The following is a 14,564-nucleotide window of genomic DNA, read 5'->3' on the forward strand; positions in this document are numbered from 1 at the left end:
CCCGTGCCGCGGCTTCTGCCTCCGCCTGGGCCCGTGCCGCAGCTTCTGCCTCCGCCTGGGCCCGTGCCGCGGCTTCTGCCTCCGCCTGGGCCCGTGCCGCAGCTTCTGCCTCCGCCTGGGCCCGTGCCGCGGCTTCTGCCTCCGCCTGGGCCCGTGCTGCGGCTTCTGCCTCCGCTCTCTGTTGCGCCTGCGCAGCATGAAGAGCTTGTTGCAGCGCTGCTATCTGCGCTTGAAGCATTTGTATTTCGGCTTCTCGCAACTGCACCCTGTAAGCGGCACGATACGCGGCATTCAAAGCCTCCTGAACATTCGCAACTTTTATACGCCCAGTTGCAATATTCTGAAAAGTGGCACCGGCATAATATTCAGCAGTCTTACCAAATGGCGACGATCCGTAATAGCTATTCGCCTGTTCCCGCTGCTGAACTAAGTCAGCTATTTTATTTTCCAACAAAACTGACCGAGCAGCGATATCGCCCTGAAGGCTCGAAATATTCGATTGCGGGGCGTTACCCCGCTCATTACGTACAGCAACGACTTCTTGCTCAAGTACGGCAGCCAGCGCTGACAAACGTTCAAGATAAACCAACTTGGCCGAATCATCAGCTATCTTCATCGCGCTCGCGGCGGATACCTTAAAACCATCCAGAATCGGCCCCACATGATTGGCAACACTGCCCCCAGGTGCAGAAGCACCAGGGCGTGAAGGCTGTGCCCCGACAAAAGTTGGCGGCAGTATGACTTGTCTTTTTTTTCGACCCACAGGTATCTCCTTAAGAAACTTCTCATTAGCTTCGTGCGCGGCGATCACAACATTCGCTATTCGCGTTAATACTCATAACGAAAGATGCCGAAAAAAGTAAACCAGCCAAATTTCCACCCCCATCATCGAATGCAACTCGCTGCTGCGCCATTCCCAACCTAATACAAAACCTCGAAAAAAGTAGATGCCTCATTAAAAAACAGACAAGGCCTACAAGGGCGGGATCACTTTCATACAGACACTTCGCAACCATCACCCATTAAATGCTGATTACTGCCACATTATATTGAGGACCAAAGCACAAGCATGCACTAGGCTGAAAGCCTTGAAGAATAATCCAGATCATCCGTATTAATGCCAACACACAAGCCTTAGGTGCTTGTGCGCAAGGGCTTGATCTTCATACCGGTAATAGTTTCGGGCAACCCATATCATTTTGATGCCAAACAAGACAGACGGGCAGCAAACGAAGATCAAATTGTTGAATTGCCAAGGGGTAACCCCTGCATTGCCAGGCAGTTGAAAGCAAAAGAGTGAACATTGGTGACGTAGCTACCGCAGGTCCATCGGTAGCGCGACGCCATGTCGAAGCGGCGAGCCTGGAACAGGCGGTAGGGGATATCGAGCTTGAACTGCTTGACGGTTGTACGCCTGTTGCCCTCAGCCCGGCAGCTGGCAGGCGCCTGCAAACAGGCCGCACCGCCGTTGCCCAGCGCATGCGTAAATACGGAATACCCGGTAAAGCCTGATAGCTGCTGTAAAACCCCGGTTGTTATTCGGGCTTTTCCTACACAGGTGAAAGATACTCTCCCACGCATGCCTCGTAGAATGGTGACAGTGTAATCCCACCTGTCACCCCACTTATCCGCCGCAGAACGGAGGGTGGTTCGCTACTGGATATAACGAGAGCACCTGATGTTTGAACTCGATTTTTACGGGACACTTGTAGCCGCCTCTTTAGTGCTGTTACTAGGACGCGGCCTGGTCGCACGCATTGGTTTCTTGCGCACTTACAACATTCCAGAACCGGTTGCCGGCGGCCTGGTAGTCGCCTTGGCACTGCTGGCATTGCGCAGTTTTGATGTCCACGTGCAGTTTGATACCTCGCTGCAAGCCCCCTTGATGCTGGCGTTCTTCGCCACCATCGGCTTGAGCGCAGACTTCGCCAGCCTGAAAAAGGGCGGCCGCGTAGTCAGCGTGTTCCTGCTGGTGGTCACCGGCCTGCTACTGGTACAGAACGGCATGGGCATCGGCCTGGCCACGGCATTGGGGCTCGACCCGTTGATGGGCCTGCTGGCCGGCTCGATCACTTTGTCCGGCGGCCACGGCACCGGCGCGGCCTGGGGAGCAACGTTCAGCGAGAAGTTTGGCCTGGCCTCGGCCTCCGAACTGGCAATGGCTTCTGCCACCTTTGGCCTGGTACTGGGTGGCCTGATTGGCGGCCCCGTCGCGCGGCTGCTGATCAAGCGGGTAAAAACACCCGGCCTTGAAGAAGAAGTTCCGCAACTGCCCAAGGGCTTTGAGCGCCCCGACAAAGAGCGCCTGATCACTTCGTTTTCAATTGTCGAAACACTGGCGCTGATCGCGGTCAGTTTGCTCGCTGGCTCGTTGCTTAATGGCGTGTTGAAAGGCACCGCATTCGAACTGCCAACGTTCGTTTGTGTGTTGTTCGTCGGTGTATTGCTGCGCAACGGGCTCTCGGCCTTCGGCTTCTATCATGTGTTCGAGCGCGAAGTCTCGGTACTGGGCAACGTCAGTTTGTCATTGTTCCTGGCTATTGCCTTGATGTCGCTGAAACTGTGGGACCTGGCGGCACTCGCCTTGCCATTCTTTGTATTGCTCGGCGCACAGACGTTGGTCATGGCACTGTTTGCGATCTTCGTAACGTTCCGGGTCATGGGCCGGAACTATGATGCAGCGGTGCTGGCTGCCGGGCACTGTGGCTTTGGCCTGGGCGCTACGCCCACCGCGATCGCCAACATGCAGGCGGTGACCCAGCGCTACGGCGCCTCGCCTATCGCCTTCCTCGTGGTGCCGATGGTGGGGGCGTTCTTCATCGACATCATCAATGTCATCGTGATCAAGTTGTACCTGGCATTACCGATGTTTGTCGCGGGTTAAGCGATTTTCTCCTGCACTGGCCCATCGCCGGCAAGCCAGCTCCCACAGGATGAGTGCAACCTTCAGCATTGCATAATTCCTGTGGGAGCTGGCTTGCCGGCGATAGGGCCAGCGCAGGCAATGTAATGATTTAAATACACCGTACCGAAATCAATACAAAACCATTCCAGTGCGTCTACGCAAGGGTTTGATCCCCAAACCCTTTTCCATATTCCTCCCGTTGTAGCGATTTCATTCCAAAAGCATGACCAAGTGATTACGCCAAATCCTTAAATGATTGATTTAACAGACTTTTTATAGATTGGCCGCTTTTTTGCTAAGGGAATCCTAACCCCAAGAGCGCGGAGCCACCGCGCCCTACGCCCTGCTTCCCGAGGATTCCCCATGAGCGAGTTGCGTTTCACTGAAGATCACGAATGGCTGCGCGTCGAAGCCGATGGCAGCGTCACCGTGGGTATCACTGCCTACGCCCAGAACGCCCTTGGCGACGTGGTTTTCGTGCAACTGCCAGAGTTGCAGCAGTATGAAAAAGGCAGCGAAGCCTCCACCGTCGAGTCGGTAAAAGCCGCCAGCGGCGTGTACATGCCGCTGGCCGGCGAGGTGGTCGAGGTTAACGCCCAGCTTGAAGACAGCCCGGAACTGGTCAACGAAGACCCGATGGGCGAAGGCTGGTTCTTCCGCTTCAAGCCAGCCGATGCGGCCGCCGTCAGCGCCCTGCTCGACCAGCATGCCTACGACCGCTTGCTCAAAGCCAACGACGACGCCTGAGGAACCCCGCCATGACCTTCAACCTCGGCACCGCCAACGAATTCATCGCCCGCCACATCGGCCCGCGCGCCGCTGACGAGCAGGCCATGCTCGCCGCCCTCGGCTTTGACTCGCTGGAAGCCATGACCGCTGCGGTCATCCCCGACAGCATCAAGGGCACCAGCGTGCTCGGTTCACACGACGGCCAGAGTGAAGCCGATGCACTGGCCGCACTCAAGGCCATCGCCGGCAAGAACCAGCTGTTCAAGAGCTACATCGGCCAGGGTTACTACAACACCCACACCCCGGCGCCGATCCTGCGCAACCTGCTGGAAAACCCGGCCTGGTACACCGCCTACACCCCGTACCAGCCAGAAATTTCCCAGGGCCGCCTGGAAGCACTGCTGAACTTTCAGACCCTGATCAGCGACCTGACCGGCCTGCCGATCGCCAACGCCTCGCTGCTCGACGAAGCGACCGCTGCCGCCGAGGCCATGACCTTCTGCAAGCGCCTGTCGAAGAACAAGGCCAGCCACGCGTTCTTCGCCTCGGTACATTGCCACCCGCAAACCCTCGACGTGTTGCGCACCCGTGCCGAGCCGCTGGGTATCGACGTGGTGGTCGGTGACGAGCGCGAACTGGGTGATGTCAGCGCCTTCTTCGGCGCGCTGCTGCAATACCCGGCCTGCAACGGTGACGTGTTCGACTACCGCGAGGTGGTACAGCGCTTCCATGGCGCCAACGCGCTGGTGGCCGTGGCTGCCGACCTGCTGGCCCTGACCCTGCTGACCCCTCCGGGCGAATTCGAGGCCGACGTGGCCATCGGCAGCGCCCAGCGCTTTGGCGTGCCACTGGGCTTCGGCGGCCCGCACGCGGCGTACTTCGCCACCCGTGACGCGTTCAAGCGCGACATGCCTGGCCGCCTGGTCGGCGTCTCGATCGACCGTTTTGGCAAGACTGCCCTGCGCCTGGCCATGCAGACCCGCGAGCAGCACATCCGCCGCGAGAAGGCCACCAGCAACATCTGCACCGCCCAGGTGCTGCTGGCCAACATCGCCAGCATGTTCGCCGTGTACCACGGCCCGGCCGGCCTCAAGCGCATTGCCGAGCGCACCCATGCGCTGACCGCGATCCTGGCCGCCGGCCTGAAAGCGCTGGGCGTACAGGTAGCGGGCAGCAGTGCCTTCGATACCCTGACCCTGGCCACCGGTACTTCCACCGCCAGCCTGCATGCCCTGGCACGCGCCCAAGGCATCAACCTGCGCCAGGTCGACGCTGCCCACCTGGGCCTGTCGCTGGACGAAACCAGCAGCCAGGCTGACGTCGAAGCGCTGTGGCAGCTGTTCGCTGGCGACCAGGCACAACCTGACTTCGCCACGCTGGCCGCCAGCACCGGTTCGCTGCTGCCTGCCGCCCTGCTGCGCCAGTCGGCCATCCTCGAACACCCGGTGTTCAACCGCTACCACAGCGAAACCGAGCTGATGCGCTACCTGCGCCGCCTGGCCGACAAGGACCTGGCGTTGGACCGCAGCATGATCCCGCTTGGCTCGTGCACCATGAAGCTGAACGCTGCCAGCGAAATGATCCCGGTCACCTGGGCCGAGTTCGGCAACCTGCACCCGTTCGCCCCGGCCGAGCAGAGCCAGGGCTACCTACAGATGACCACCGAGCTGGAAGCCATGCTCTGCGCCGCTACCGGCTATGACGCCGTGTCGCTGCAACCCAACGCCGGCTCGCAGGGCGAGTACGCAGGCCTGCTGGCCATCCGCGCGTACCACCGCAGCCGTGGCGAAGGCCACCGTGACATCTGCCTGATCCCGTCGTCGGCCCACGGCACCAACCCGGCCACCGCGAACATGGCCGGCATGCGCGTGGTGGTCACTGCCTGCGACGCCCGCGGCAACGTCGATGTCGAGGATCTGCGCGCCAAGGCCATCGAGCACCGCGAGCGCCTGGCCGCGATCATGATCACCTACCCGTCGACCCACGGTGTGTTCGAGGAAGCGATTGGCGAAATCTGCGCGATCATTCACGACAACGGTGGCCAGGTGTACATCGACGGTGCCAACATGAACGCCATGGTCGGCCTGTGCGCCCCGGGCAAGTTCGGCGGCGACGTTTCCCACCTGAACCTGCACAAGACCTTCTGCATTCCGCACGGCGGTGGTGGCCCGGGCGTCGGCCCGATTGGCGTCAAGTCGCACCTGGCGCCGTTCCTGCCAGGCCATGCGCAGCTGGAAAACACCCAGGGCGCGGTGTGCGCTGCGCCGTTCGGCAGCGCCAGCATCCTGCCGATTACCTGGATGTACATCCGCATGATGGGCGGTGCCGGCCTCAAGCGTGCCTCGCAGATGGCGATCCTCAACGCCAACTACATCGCCCGCCGCCTGGAAGACCACTATCCTGTCCTGTATACCGGCGGCAATGGCCTGGTGGCCCACGAGTGCATCCTCGACCTGCGCCCGCTGAAGGACACCAGCGGCATCAGCGTCGACGACGTGGCCAAGCGCCTGATCGATTTCGGCTTCCACGCCCCGACCATGTCCTTCCCGGTGGCCGGCACGCTGATGATCGAACCGACCGAAAGTGAGTCCAAGGAAGAACTGGACCGCTTCTGCAACGCGATGATCCAGATCCGCGAAGAAATCCGCGCTGTCGAGAACGGTAGCCTGGACAAGGACGACAACCCGCTGAAAAACGCCCCGCACACGGCGGCCGAGCTGGTTGGCGAATGGGCCCACGGCTATAGCCGCGAGCAGGCGGTGTACCCGCTGCCGAGCCTGGTGGAAGGCAAGTACTGGCCGCCGGTCGGCCGGGTCGACAACGTGTTCGGCGACCGCAACCTGGTGTGCGCCTGCCCGTCGATCGAGAGCTATCAGGACGCCTGATCCGGCGTTCTGGCCTCATCGCCGGCAAGCCAGCTCCCACAGGGACCTCACCGCTTCCAAGGCAGGTGCAGTAGCTGTCGAAGCTGGCTCGCCAGCCCCCAGGGCTCACCTGTTTTTCGAAGCAGATGCAGTACCTGTGGGAGCTGGCTTGCCGGCGATCGAGTGCGCAGCACTCGCCTTTACCTACCGGAGGGAATGAGCAATGTCACTGAGCGTCTTCGACCTGTTCAAGATCGGCATCGGCCCCTCCAGTTCACACACGGTCGGCCCGATGCGCGCCGCGGTGCGGTTTGCCGAAGGCCTGCGGCGTGACGGCCTGCTGACGCGCACTGCCAGCGTCAAGGCCGAGCTGTATGGCTCGCTGGGTGCCACCGGTAAGGGCCACGGCAGTGACAAGGCTGTGCTACTGGGCCTTGAAGGCGAACACCCCGACCTCATCGACACCGACAGCATCCCCGCCCGCCTGCAGGCCATTCGCGACAGCGGCCGCATCAATTTGCTCGGCGAGCACAGCATTGCCTTTATCGAAAAGCAGCACCTGGCGATGATCCGCAAGCCGCTGGACTTCCACCCCAACGGCATGATCTTCCGCGCCTTCGACGATGCCGGCCTGCAAATCCGCAGCCGCGAGTACTACTCGGTGGGCGGTGGTTTTGTCGTCGACGAGGACGCCGCCGGCCACGACCGCATTGTCGAGGACAGCACCGTGCTGGCCTACCCGTTCAAGACTGCCAAGGAACTGCTCGGCCACTGCACCGCGCAAAACCTGTCGGTGAGCCAGGTGATGCTGGCCAACGAGGCGGCCTGGCGCCCGGAAGCCGAAACCCGCGCCGGGCTGCTGCGCATCTGGCAAGTGATGCAGGATTGCGTCGAAGCCGGCTGCCAACATGAAGGTATTCTGCCCGGCGGGCTCAAGGTCAAGCGCCGGGCACCGGCCCTGTATCGCCAGTTGAGCCGCCACCCGGAGGCCAGCCTGCGTGATGCGCTCTCGGTGCTCGACTGGGTCAACCTCTACGCCCTGGCGGTAAACGAGGAAAACGCCTACGGCGGGCGGGTGGTTACCGCACCCACCAATGGCGCCGCAGGCATCGTACCGGCGGTGTTGCACTACTACATGCGCTTCGTACCGGGCGCCAGCGAGGACGGGGTGGTGCGCTTTCTGCTCACCGCCGCCGCCATCGGCATCCTGTACAAGGAAAACGCCTCCATCTCTGGCGCCGAGGTGGGCTGCCAGGGCGAGGTTGGCGTGGCCTGCTCGATGGCCGCCGGGGCGCTGTGCGAAGTGATGGGCGGTAGCGTGCAGCAGGTCGAGAATGCCGCTGAAATCGGCATGGAACACAACCTGGGCCTGACCTGCGACCCGATCGGCGGGCTGGTCCAGGTGCCCTGCATCGAGCGCAACGCCATGGGTTCGGTGAAGGCGATCAACGCCGTTCGTATGGCCTTGCGTGGCGACGGGCAACACTTTGTGTCGCTCGACAAGGTCATCCGCACCATGCGCCAGACCGGCGCCGACATGAAAAGCAAATACAAAGAGACCGCCCGTGGCGGCCTGGCCGTCAACATCATCGAATGTTGACCCTACAACAACAGCAAGGAGTCACCGATGTCCGAAACACTGCTCAAGACCCCACTGCATGCCCTGCACCTGGAACTGGGTGCGCGCATGGTGCCGTTCGCCGGCTACGACATGCCGGTGCAGTACCCGCTGGGCGTGCTCAAGGAACACCTGCACACCCGCGAGCAGGCCGGCCTGTTCGATGTCTCGCACATGGGCCAGATCACGCTGCGCGGCGCAGATGCGGCCAAGGCCCTGGAAAGCCTGGTGCCGGTGGACATCATCGACTTGCCGGTGGGCATGCAGCGCTATGCCATGTTCACCAATGAGCAAGGCGGCATCCTTGACGACCTGATGGTCGCCAACCTGGGCGACGACACGCTATTCCTGGTGGTCAACGCCGCCTGCAAGGACCAGGACCTGGCTCACCTGCAAACGCACATCGGTAGCCGCTGTGAAGTGCAGCCGCTGTTCGAGGAACGTGCCCTGCTGGCCCTGCAAGGCCCGGCTGCGGTCAAGGTGCTGGAGCGCCTGGCCCCGGAAGTGGCAAGCATGACCTTCATGCAGTTCCGCCCGGTGAAACTGCTGGGTGAAGACTGCTTCGTCAGCCGCTCGGGCTACACCGGCGAAGACGGCTACGAGATCTCGGTACCGGCCCACGCCGCCGACGCCCTGGCCCGCCGCCTGCTGGCCGAGCCGGAGGTACAGCCGATTGGCCTGGGCGCTCGCGATTCGCTGCGCCTGGAAGCGGGCCTGTGCCTGTATGGCCACGACATGAACAGCGAGACCACGCCGATCGAAGCCAGCCTGCTGTGGGCAATTTCCAAGGTGCGCCGCGCCGACGGCGAACGTGCGGCCGGCTTCCCGGGCGCCGAGGCAATCTTTGCTCACCAGCGCGACGGTGTCGCGCGCAAACGTGTCGGCCTGTTGCCGCAAGAGCGCACGCCCGTGCGTGAAGGCGCGGACATTGTCGATGCCAACGATAAACCGGTCGGCAAAGTGTGCAGTGGTGGTTTTGGCCCGACACTCGGCGCACCGGTTGCAATGGGTTATATCGAGAGTGAACATGCCGCAGTCGACACCGCGCTGTTTGCCGTGGTGCGCGGCAAAAAGGTTGCCTTGAAAGTCAGCAAAATGCCTTTTGTGGCACAACGTTACTACCGTGGTTGAAACAGCTTTGTGAAGGTTAGGGGCAGGCACTCCATATTCGTTTTCGAACCTGCCCAATAACTTTTGAACATAGCGCCAGGCCAGGCGCCATGCCGTTTCCGACAAAGCGGTCGGTTATCGGCAAACGGCCGATTTTCCATACGACCAAGGGCTTGTTTTTCGCTCGGGAGTTGGCGTACATTCACTGCACTGTGTTTGCATGGGTCGCAACAGTTCGTGACCTGGGCCAGTAGCCGAGATTTGCTACAACCCGTTCGACGTCTCTTACTTTCCTGCAAAACAGCCCAGTAATCTTTCGCTTACAAAAAAGTGCGAAAGTAACTGTCATCAAAATTTAAGCTTCATAGGAAATAAGACAATGGCTGAGCGTCAGAACGGTACCGTCAAGTGGTTCAATGACGAAAAAGGTTACGGCTTCATCACCCCAGAAAGCGGTCCGGATCTGTTCGTGCACTTCCGCGCCATCCAAGGCAACGGCTTCAAGAGCCTGAAAGAAGGCCAGAAAGTGACCTTCGTCGCTGTACAAGGCCAAAAAGGCATGCAGGCTGACGAAGTCCAGCCAGAAGCCTGATACTTCTAAAAAAGAGCCCCTGCGTTGACGCGCAGGGGCTTTTTTTTGCTTGCAATTCCATAGAATGAGCCTTTTTTGCCTCTGGAGCTGCCCAAGCGATGCCCAAGCCTTACCTTAATCCTCAGGGTGACTTCCCCCCCGCTGGCCTGGGCCGACGGCTGGCCGCCATGTTCTACGACTTCCTGCTTTGTACTGCACTGCTGATCGTGACCGCCGGCGCGTACAAGATGATCCAGATGGCGATCATCGGCGAAGCACGCATGCGCGAGCTGACCGAGGTCGGCGCACTGGACGGCGACCCGCTACTGTCGACGGTGTTGCTGTTTGCCTTGTTCGGCTTCTTTGCCAAGTTCTGGACCCATGGCGGGCAGACCCTGGGCATGCAGGTGTGGGGCGTGCGGGTGCAGAACGCCGATGGCTCGGCCATCAGCCTGTGGCAGGCGCTGCTGCGCTTTGTGGTGTCGATTGCGTCGTGGCTGTGTTTGGGGCTGGGGTTCTTCTGGGTGTTGATCGACAAACGCAAGCGTGGCTGGCATGACATTTATTCGGAAAGCCAGTTGGTGCGGGTGCCGAAGCAGAAGAGATAATCCGGACCTTGTGTTGCCTGTTCCGGCCCTATCGCTGGCAAGCCAGCTCCCACAGGTACTCCACAGATCCTGAGGCTTGTGGAGTACCTGTGGGAGCTGGCTTGCCGGCGATAGGGCCATCAGCCACAAGAAAGCCGACCCTGAGGTCGGCTTTCTTGTGCAGCTCAGGTCATCAACCTGCCCGGCGCAACAACCACACACCGGCCAACGCACAGATACCCGCCGGGATCACCACCGCCAGCAACGGCGGGAAGCCGAACACCTGGCTCGAAGGCCCCAGCAGGTCCTGGCCAATACGGAACACGAAGCCCACCAGCACACCGGTGAACACGCGCTGGCCAAGGGTCACCGAACGCAGCGGACCAAAGATGAATGAAATCGCCATCAGCACCAGCGCCGCAGTAACCATCGGTTGCAGTACCTTGGTCCAGAACGCCAGCCAGTAACGGGCATTGTTCAGGCCTTGGTCAGACAGGTAGTGGATGTAGTCCCACAGGCCGGTGATCGACAGCGACTCCGGCGCCAGGATCACGGTATTGAGCAACTGCGGGGTCAGCGATACATCCCAGCGCTCGCTTGGGGCCTTCACCACCTCGGTGTGATCACCGCGGAAGAAGGTGGTGCTGACATCGCTGAGCAACCAGTGATCGTCATTGTACTGGGCACGGCGAGCAAAGCTGGATGTCTGGATTTTGCGCTCGCTGTCGAAGCGGTAGCGGGTTACCCCCAGCAGCAGGCCGTTGGGCTGCACGGCGTTGATGTGCACGAACTCCTCGCCCTGGCGGTGCCACATACCACGCTTGGAGCTCTGCGCCTCACCACCGCCCTGGGCCAGGGAACGGTCGGCCTGGGCCTTGTTCTCGGTCACCGGAGCCACGTACTCGCCGATCAGCAGGCCAACCAGCATCAGTACCAGCATCGGTTTCATCACTGCCCAGACAATGCGGCCGATGGAAACCCCGGCGGCACGCATGATGGTCAGTTCACTGCTGCTGGCCAGGCTGCCCAGGCCAATCAGGCAGCCGATAAGCGCGGCCATCGGCAGCATGTCGTACAGGCGCCGCGGTGCGGTCAGCAGCACGTAGTTGCCAGCTTCCATCACCGTGTAGGTGTCACTCAGGTCGCTCATCTCATCGATGAAGGCGAACAGCGAAGCCAGACCGAGGATGATCCCCAGCACGGCCAGGATGGCCAGCAGCACGCTCTGGCCGATGTAGCGATCGAGCTTAGCCATGGGCCACCTCCGCACGGCGGGCGGCGCGCTTGAGGCGCAATGGCTCCCAGTACATCAGGCCAAGGCCGATCAGCAGGAACAGGCCGTGGACCCACCACATGCCCAAGGCAATCGGCAGCTTGCCCTTCTCGAGGGCGCCGCGCACGGAAATCAGCATTGTCAGGTAAGCCATGTACAGAAGAATTGCCGGCAGCAGCTTGAGGAAGCGGCCCTGGCGCGGGTTGACCCGGGACAATGGCACCGCCAGCAGCGTCACCACGAACACCAGGATGGGCAGCGACAGCCGCCATTGCAGCTCGGCGCGCTCGCGCAGGTCGGTCTTGCCGAACAGGTCGAGGGTCGGGATGGCTTCGCGCTCGGTGACTTCCTCGGCGACTTCCGGCTTGGGCAGCAGGACGCCATAGGTGTCGTACTTGATCGCACGGTAATCGGCCTGGCCGGGGTTACCGTCGTAGCGGTAGCCGTTTTCCAGCACCAGGTACCGATTGCCATCGGCCTGGATTTCCTGGTGGCCCTTTTCGGCGACCAGCACCGACGGGGCACGGTCCTTGGTTTTATCCTGGTTGAAGCGTTTTTCGGAGATGAACACACCACCGAGCTTGACGCGGTCGTCCGACAGCTGCTCGGTGTAGGTCACCCGCGAACCGTCACGCAAGGTCTGGAAACGGCCCGGAACCAGCGTGTCGAACTCGGTCAGGGTGTCCTGCTGGGCGATGATCTGCTGCACCTGGGCCACGCCCAGTGGTGCCAGGCTCAGGCTCAGCCAGGCCACCAGCAGGGCAACCAGTGCCGCTGGCGCCATGGTCAGGCCCAGCAGGCGCTGCTGGCTCATGCCGGTGGCCGACAGCACGGTCATCTCGCTTTCCAGGTAAAGGCGCCCGTAAGCCAGGAGAATGCCGAGGAACAGCCCCAAGGGCAGGATCAGCTGCAGGAAGCCCGGCAGGCGAAAGCCCATGATAAGGAACAATACCCCCGGGTCGAGCACGCCCTGGGCGGCCTGGGCCAGGTACTTGATGAAGCGCCCGCTCATGATGATCACCAGCAGCACGGCGCTGACGGCGCTCAAGGTCACCAGGACCTCGCGGGACAGATAACGAAAGACGATCAAACCAGACACTCCTGGGTTGTCAGGGCGGACTGCCATGAAATGGCGCCAAACAATGACTTAGTACATCCAAGACCAATGCCGGTTCGCCAAAGGCGAACCTCCATGTAAAGTGCGCGCATTATCCTGTGATTGACTGCCCCTGTCACTTGGCCGCGCATGAAGGTGCACAACGGGGTTGTCAGCACGCTTGCCGCAGGCTCAAACTGGCTGCTTTTCCGCTGGCACGCGTCGACGCGGCCAGGCCCGTCCAGAGCGCTGGAGCACACAGCGCCGTACGTATCGATCATTCGGGGATCCTGACATGGAACTGGTTGTAAAAAGCGTAGCTGCTGCATCCGTAAAAACCGCCACTCTGGTCATTCCGGTAGGTGAAAGCCGCAAACTTGGCACAGTTGCCAAGGCCGTCGACCAGGCCAGCGAAGGCGCCATCAGCGCGGTACTCAAGCGCGGCGACCTGGCCGGCAAGCCAGGCCAGACCCTGCTGCTGCAAAACCTCCTGGGCCTGAAGGCCGAGCGCGTGCTGCTGGTAGGCAGCGGCAAGGACGAGGCCCTGGGCGACCGCGCCTGGCGCAAGCTGGTCGCCAGCGTCGCCGGCGTGCTCAAGGGCCTGAATGGCGCAGACGCCGTGCTGGCCCTGGACGATATTGCTGTCAGCAACCGCGATGCCCATTACGGCAAATACCGCCTGCTGGCCGAAACCTTGCTGGACGGCGAATACGTGTTCGACCGTTACAAGAGCCAGAAAGCCGAGCCGCGCGCCCTGAAAAAGGTCACCCTGCTGGTGGACCAGGCCAGCCAGGCCGAAGTCGAGCGCGCAATCAAGCACGCCAGCGCCATCGCCACCGGCATGGCCTTCACCCGCGACCTCGGCAACCTGCCGCCAAACGTGTGCCACCCAAGCTTCCTTGCCGAGCAGGCCAAGGACCTGGGCAAAGCCCACAAGGCGCTGAAGGTTGAAGTGCTGGACGAGAAAAAGATCAAGGACCTGGGCATGGGCGCTTTCTACGCCGTGGGCCAGGGCAGCGACCAGCCGCCACGCCTGATCGTGCTCAATTACCAGGGCGGCAAGAAGGCTGACAAGCCATTCGTGCTGGTTGGCAAGGGCATCACCTTCGACACCGGCGGCATCAGCCTCAAGCCGGGCGCCGGCATGGACGAAATGAAGTACGACATGTGCGGTGCCGCCAGCGTGCTGGGCACCCTGCGTGCCGTGCTCGAGCTGCAACTGCCGATCAACCTGGTGTGCCTGCTGGCCTGTGCCGAGAACATGCCGAGCGGCGGCGCCACCCGCCCGGGTGACATCGTCACCACCATGAGCGGCCAGACCGTGGAAATCCTCAACACCGACGCCGAAGGCCGCCTGGTGCTGTGCGACACCCTGACCTACGCCGAGCGCTTCAAGCCACAGGCCGTGATCGACATCGCCACCCTGACCGGCGCCTGCATCGTCGCCTTGGGCAGCCACACCACCGGCCTGATGGGCAACAACGACGACCTGGTCGGCCAGTTGCTCGACGCCGGCAAGCGCGCTGACGACCGCGCCTGGCAGCTGCCGCTGTTCGATGAGTACCAGGAGCAGCTGGACAGCCCGTTTGCCGACATGGGCAACATCGGTGGGCCAAAAGCCGGCACCATTACCGCCGGTTGCTTCCTGTCGCGCTTCGCCAAGGCCTACAACTGGGCGCACATGGACATCGCCGGTACCGCCTGGATCAGCGGTGGCAAGGACAAGGGCGCCACTGGCCGCCCGGTCCCGCTGCTGACCCAGTACCTGCTGGACCGCGCCGGCGCCTGACGCCGTGATGCCGGTGGTGCCT

General features: G+C 61.7%; 11 protein-coding genes and 1 pseudogene. 9 read left to right on the forward strand and 3 right to left on the reverse strand.

Annotated features, from left to right (window positions below; translation table 11 throughout):
- Positions 1-763: hypothetical protein (locus tag ACI2KG_RS17515; RefSeq protein WP_404662739.1), on the reverse strand; the 763-nt coding region annotated here is incomplete at its 3' end.
- Positions 764-1,284: 521 nt separating this feature from the next.
- Here ACI2KG_RS17515 and ACI2KG_RS17520 point away from each other — a divergent pair.
- From ACI2KG_RS17520 to ACI2KG_RS17555, 8 genes and pseudogenes are all read left to right on the forward strand, one after another.
- A pseudogene (locus tag ACI2KG_RS17520) lies at positions 1,285-1,512 on the forward strand (TyrR/PhhR family helix-turn-helix DNA-binding protein); the annotation flags it as partial.
- Between the two features lie 166 nt (positions 1,513-1,678).
- The gene (gene gltS, locus ACI2KG_RS17525; protein WP_404662740.1) at positions 1,679-2,884 is read left to right on the forward strand and encodes a sodium/glutamate symporter; all 1,206 of its coding nucleotides are present in this window, start codon (positions 1,679-1,681) and stop codon (positions 2,882-2,884) included.
- Between the two features lie 384 nt (positions 2,885-3,268).
- Positions 3,269-3,652: a glycine cleavage system protein GcvH gene (gcvH, locus tag ACI2KG_RS17530; protein WP_404662741.1), complete on the forward strand. Its 384-nt coding sequence runs from the start codon at positions 3,269-3,271 to the stop codon at positions 3,650-3,652.
- A gap of 11 nt (positions 3,653-3,663) precedes the next feature.
- Positions 3,664-6,519, forward strand: a complete 2,856-nt coding sequence (gene gcvP, locus ACI2KG_RS17535) for an aminomethyl-transferring glycine dehydrogenase (protein ID WP_404662742.1) — start codon at positions 3,664-3,666, stop codon at positions 6,517-6,519.
- Positions 6,520-6,721: 202 nt separating this feature from the next.
- Complete coding sequence (locus ACI2KG_RS17540) at positions 6,722-8,098, forward strand: L-serine ammonia-lyase (protein WP_404662743.1); 1,377 nt, start codon at positions 6,722-6,724, stop codon at positions 8,096-8,098.
- Positions 8,099-8,125: 27 nt separating this feature from the next.
- Positions 8,126-9,247, forward strand: a complete 1,122-nt coding sequence (gene gcvT, locus ACI2KG_RS17545; RefSeq protein WP_404662744.1) for a glycine cleavage system aminomethyltransferase GcvT — start codon at positions 8,126-8,128, stop codon at positions 9,245-9,247.
- 358 nt (positions 9,248-9,605) lie between these two features.
- Positions 9,606-9,818 (forward strand): cold-shock protein, encoded by a 213-nt coding sequence (locus tag ACI2KG_RS17550; RefSeq protein ID WP_086979009.1) that lies wholly within the window; start codon positions 9,606-9,608, stop codon positions 9,816-9,818.
- A gap of 98 nt (positions 9,819-9,916) precedes the next feature.
- On the forward strand, positions 9,917-10,405 hold the full coding sequence (locus ACI2KG_RS17555; RefSeq protein WP_404662745.1) for an RDD family protein: 489 nt from the start codon (positions 9,917-9,919) through the stop codon (positions 10,403-10,405).
- Between the two features lie 172 nt (positions 10,406-10,577).
- Here ACI2KG_RS17555 and lptG read toward each other — a convergent pair whose 3' ends face one another.
- Both lptG and lptF read right to left on the reverse strand, forming a co-directional pair.
- Positions 10,578-11,639, reverse strand: a complete 1,062-nt coding sequence (lptG, locus tag ACI2KG_RS17560; RefSeq protein ID WP_201200085.1) for an LPS export ABC transporter permease LptG — start codon at positions 11,637-11,639, stop codon at positions 10,578-10,580.
- Positions 11,632-12,747 carry an LPS export ABC transporter permease LptF gene (gene lptF, locus ACI2KG_RS17565; RefSeq protein WP_201200083.1) on the reverse strand — a complete coding sequence of 372 codons (1,116 nt, stop codon included), beginning with the start codon at positions 12,745-12,747 and terminating at the stop codon, positions 11,632-11,634. The genes lptG and lptF overlap by 8 nt, the downstream gene beginning before the upstream one ends.
- Positions 12,748-13,048: 301 nt before the next feature.
- Between lptF and ACI2KG_RS17570 the strand changes: the two genes are divergently transcribed.
- The gene (locus tag ACI2KG_RS17570; RefSeq protein WP_404662746.1) at positions 13,049-14,542 is read left to right on the forward strand and encodes a leucyl aminopeptidase; all 1,494 of its coding nucleotides are present in this window, start codon (positions 13,049-13,051) and stop codon (positions 14,540-14,542) included.
- The last annotated feature ends 22 nt before the right edge of the window (positions 14,543-14,564 follow it).

It is taken from the genome of Pseudomonas sp. NPDC089407 (assembly GCF_044900445.1).
GTDB lineage: Bacteria > Pseudomonadota > Gammaproteobacteria > Pseudomonadales > Pseudomonadaceae > Aquipseudomonas.

Bases quoted from the DNA above. Each gene is read 5' to 3' on its own strand.
- ACI2KG_RS17555 (WP_404662745.1), top strand. From the start codon at position 9,917: ATGCCCAAGCCTTACCTTAATCCTCAGGGTGACTTCCCCCCCGCTGGC.
- ACI2KG_RS17550 (WP_086979009.1), top strand. From the start codon at position 9,606: ATGGCTGAGCGTCAGAACGGTACCGTCAAGTGGTTCAATGACGAAAAA.
- ACI2KG_RS17540 (WP_404662743.1), top strand. From the start codon at position 6,722: ATGTCACTGAGCGTCTTCGACCTGTTCAAGATCGGCATCGGCCCCTCC.
- ACI2KG_RS17570 (WP_404662746.1), top strand. From the start codon at position 13,049: ATGGAACTGGTTGTAAAAAGCGTAGCTGCTGCATCCGTAAAAACCGCC.
- gcvH (WP_404662741.1), top strand. From the start codon at position 3,269: ATGAGCGAGTTGCGTTTCACTGAAGATCACGAATGGCTGCGCGTCGAA.
- gltS (WP_404662740.1), top strand. From the start codon at position 1,679: ATGTTTGAACTCGATTTTTACGGGACACTTGTAGCCGCCTCTTTAGTG.
- lptG (WP_201200085.1), bottom strand. From the start codon at position 11,639: ATGGCTAAGCTCGATCGCTACATCGGCCAGAGCGTGCTGCTGGCCATC.
- gcvT (WP_404662744.1), top strand. From the start codon at position 8,126: ATGTCCGAAACACTGCTCAAGACCCCACTGCATGCCCTGCACCTGGAA.
- gcvP (WP_404662742.1), top strand. From the start codon at position 3,664: ATGACCTTCAACCTCGGCACCGCCAACGAATTCATCGCCCGCCACATC.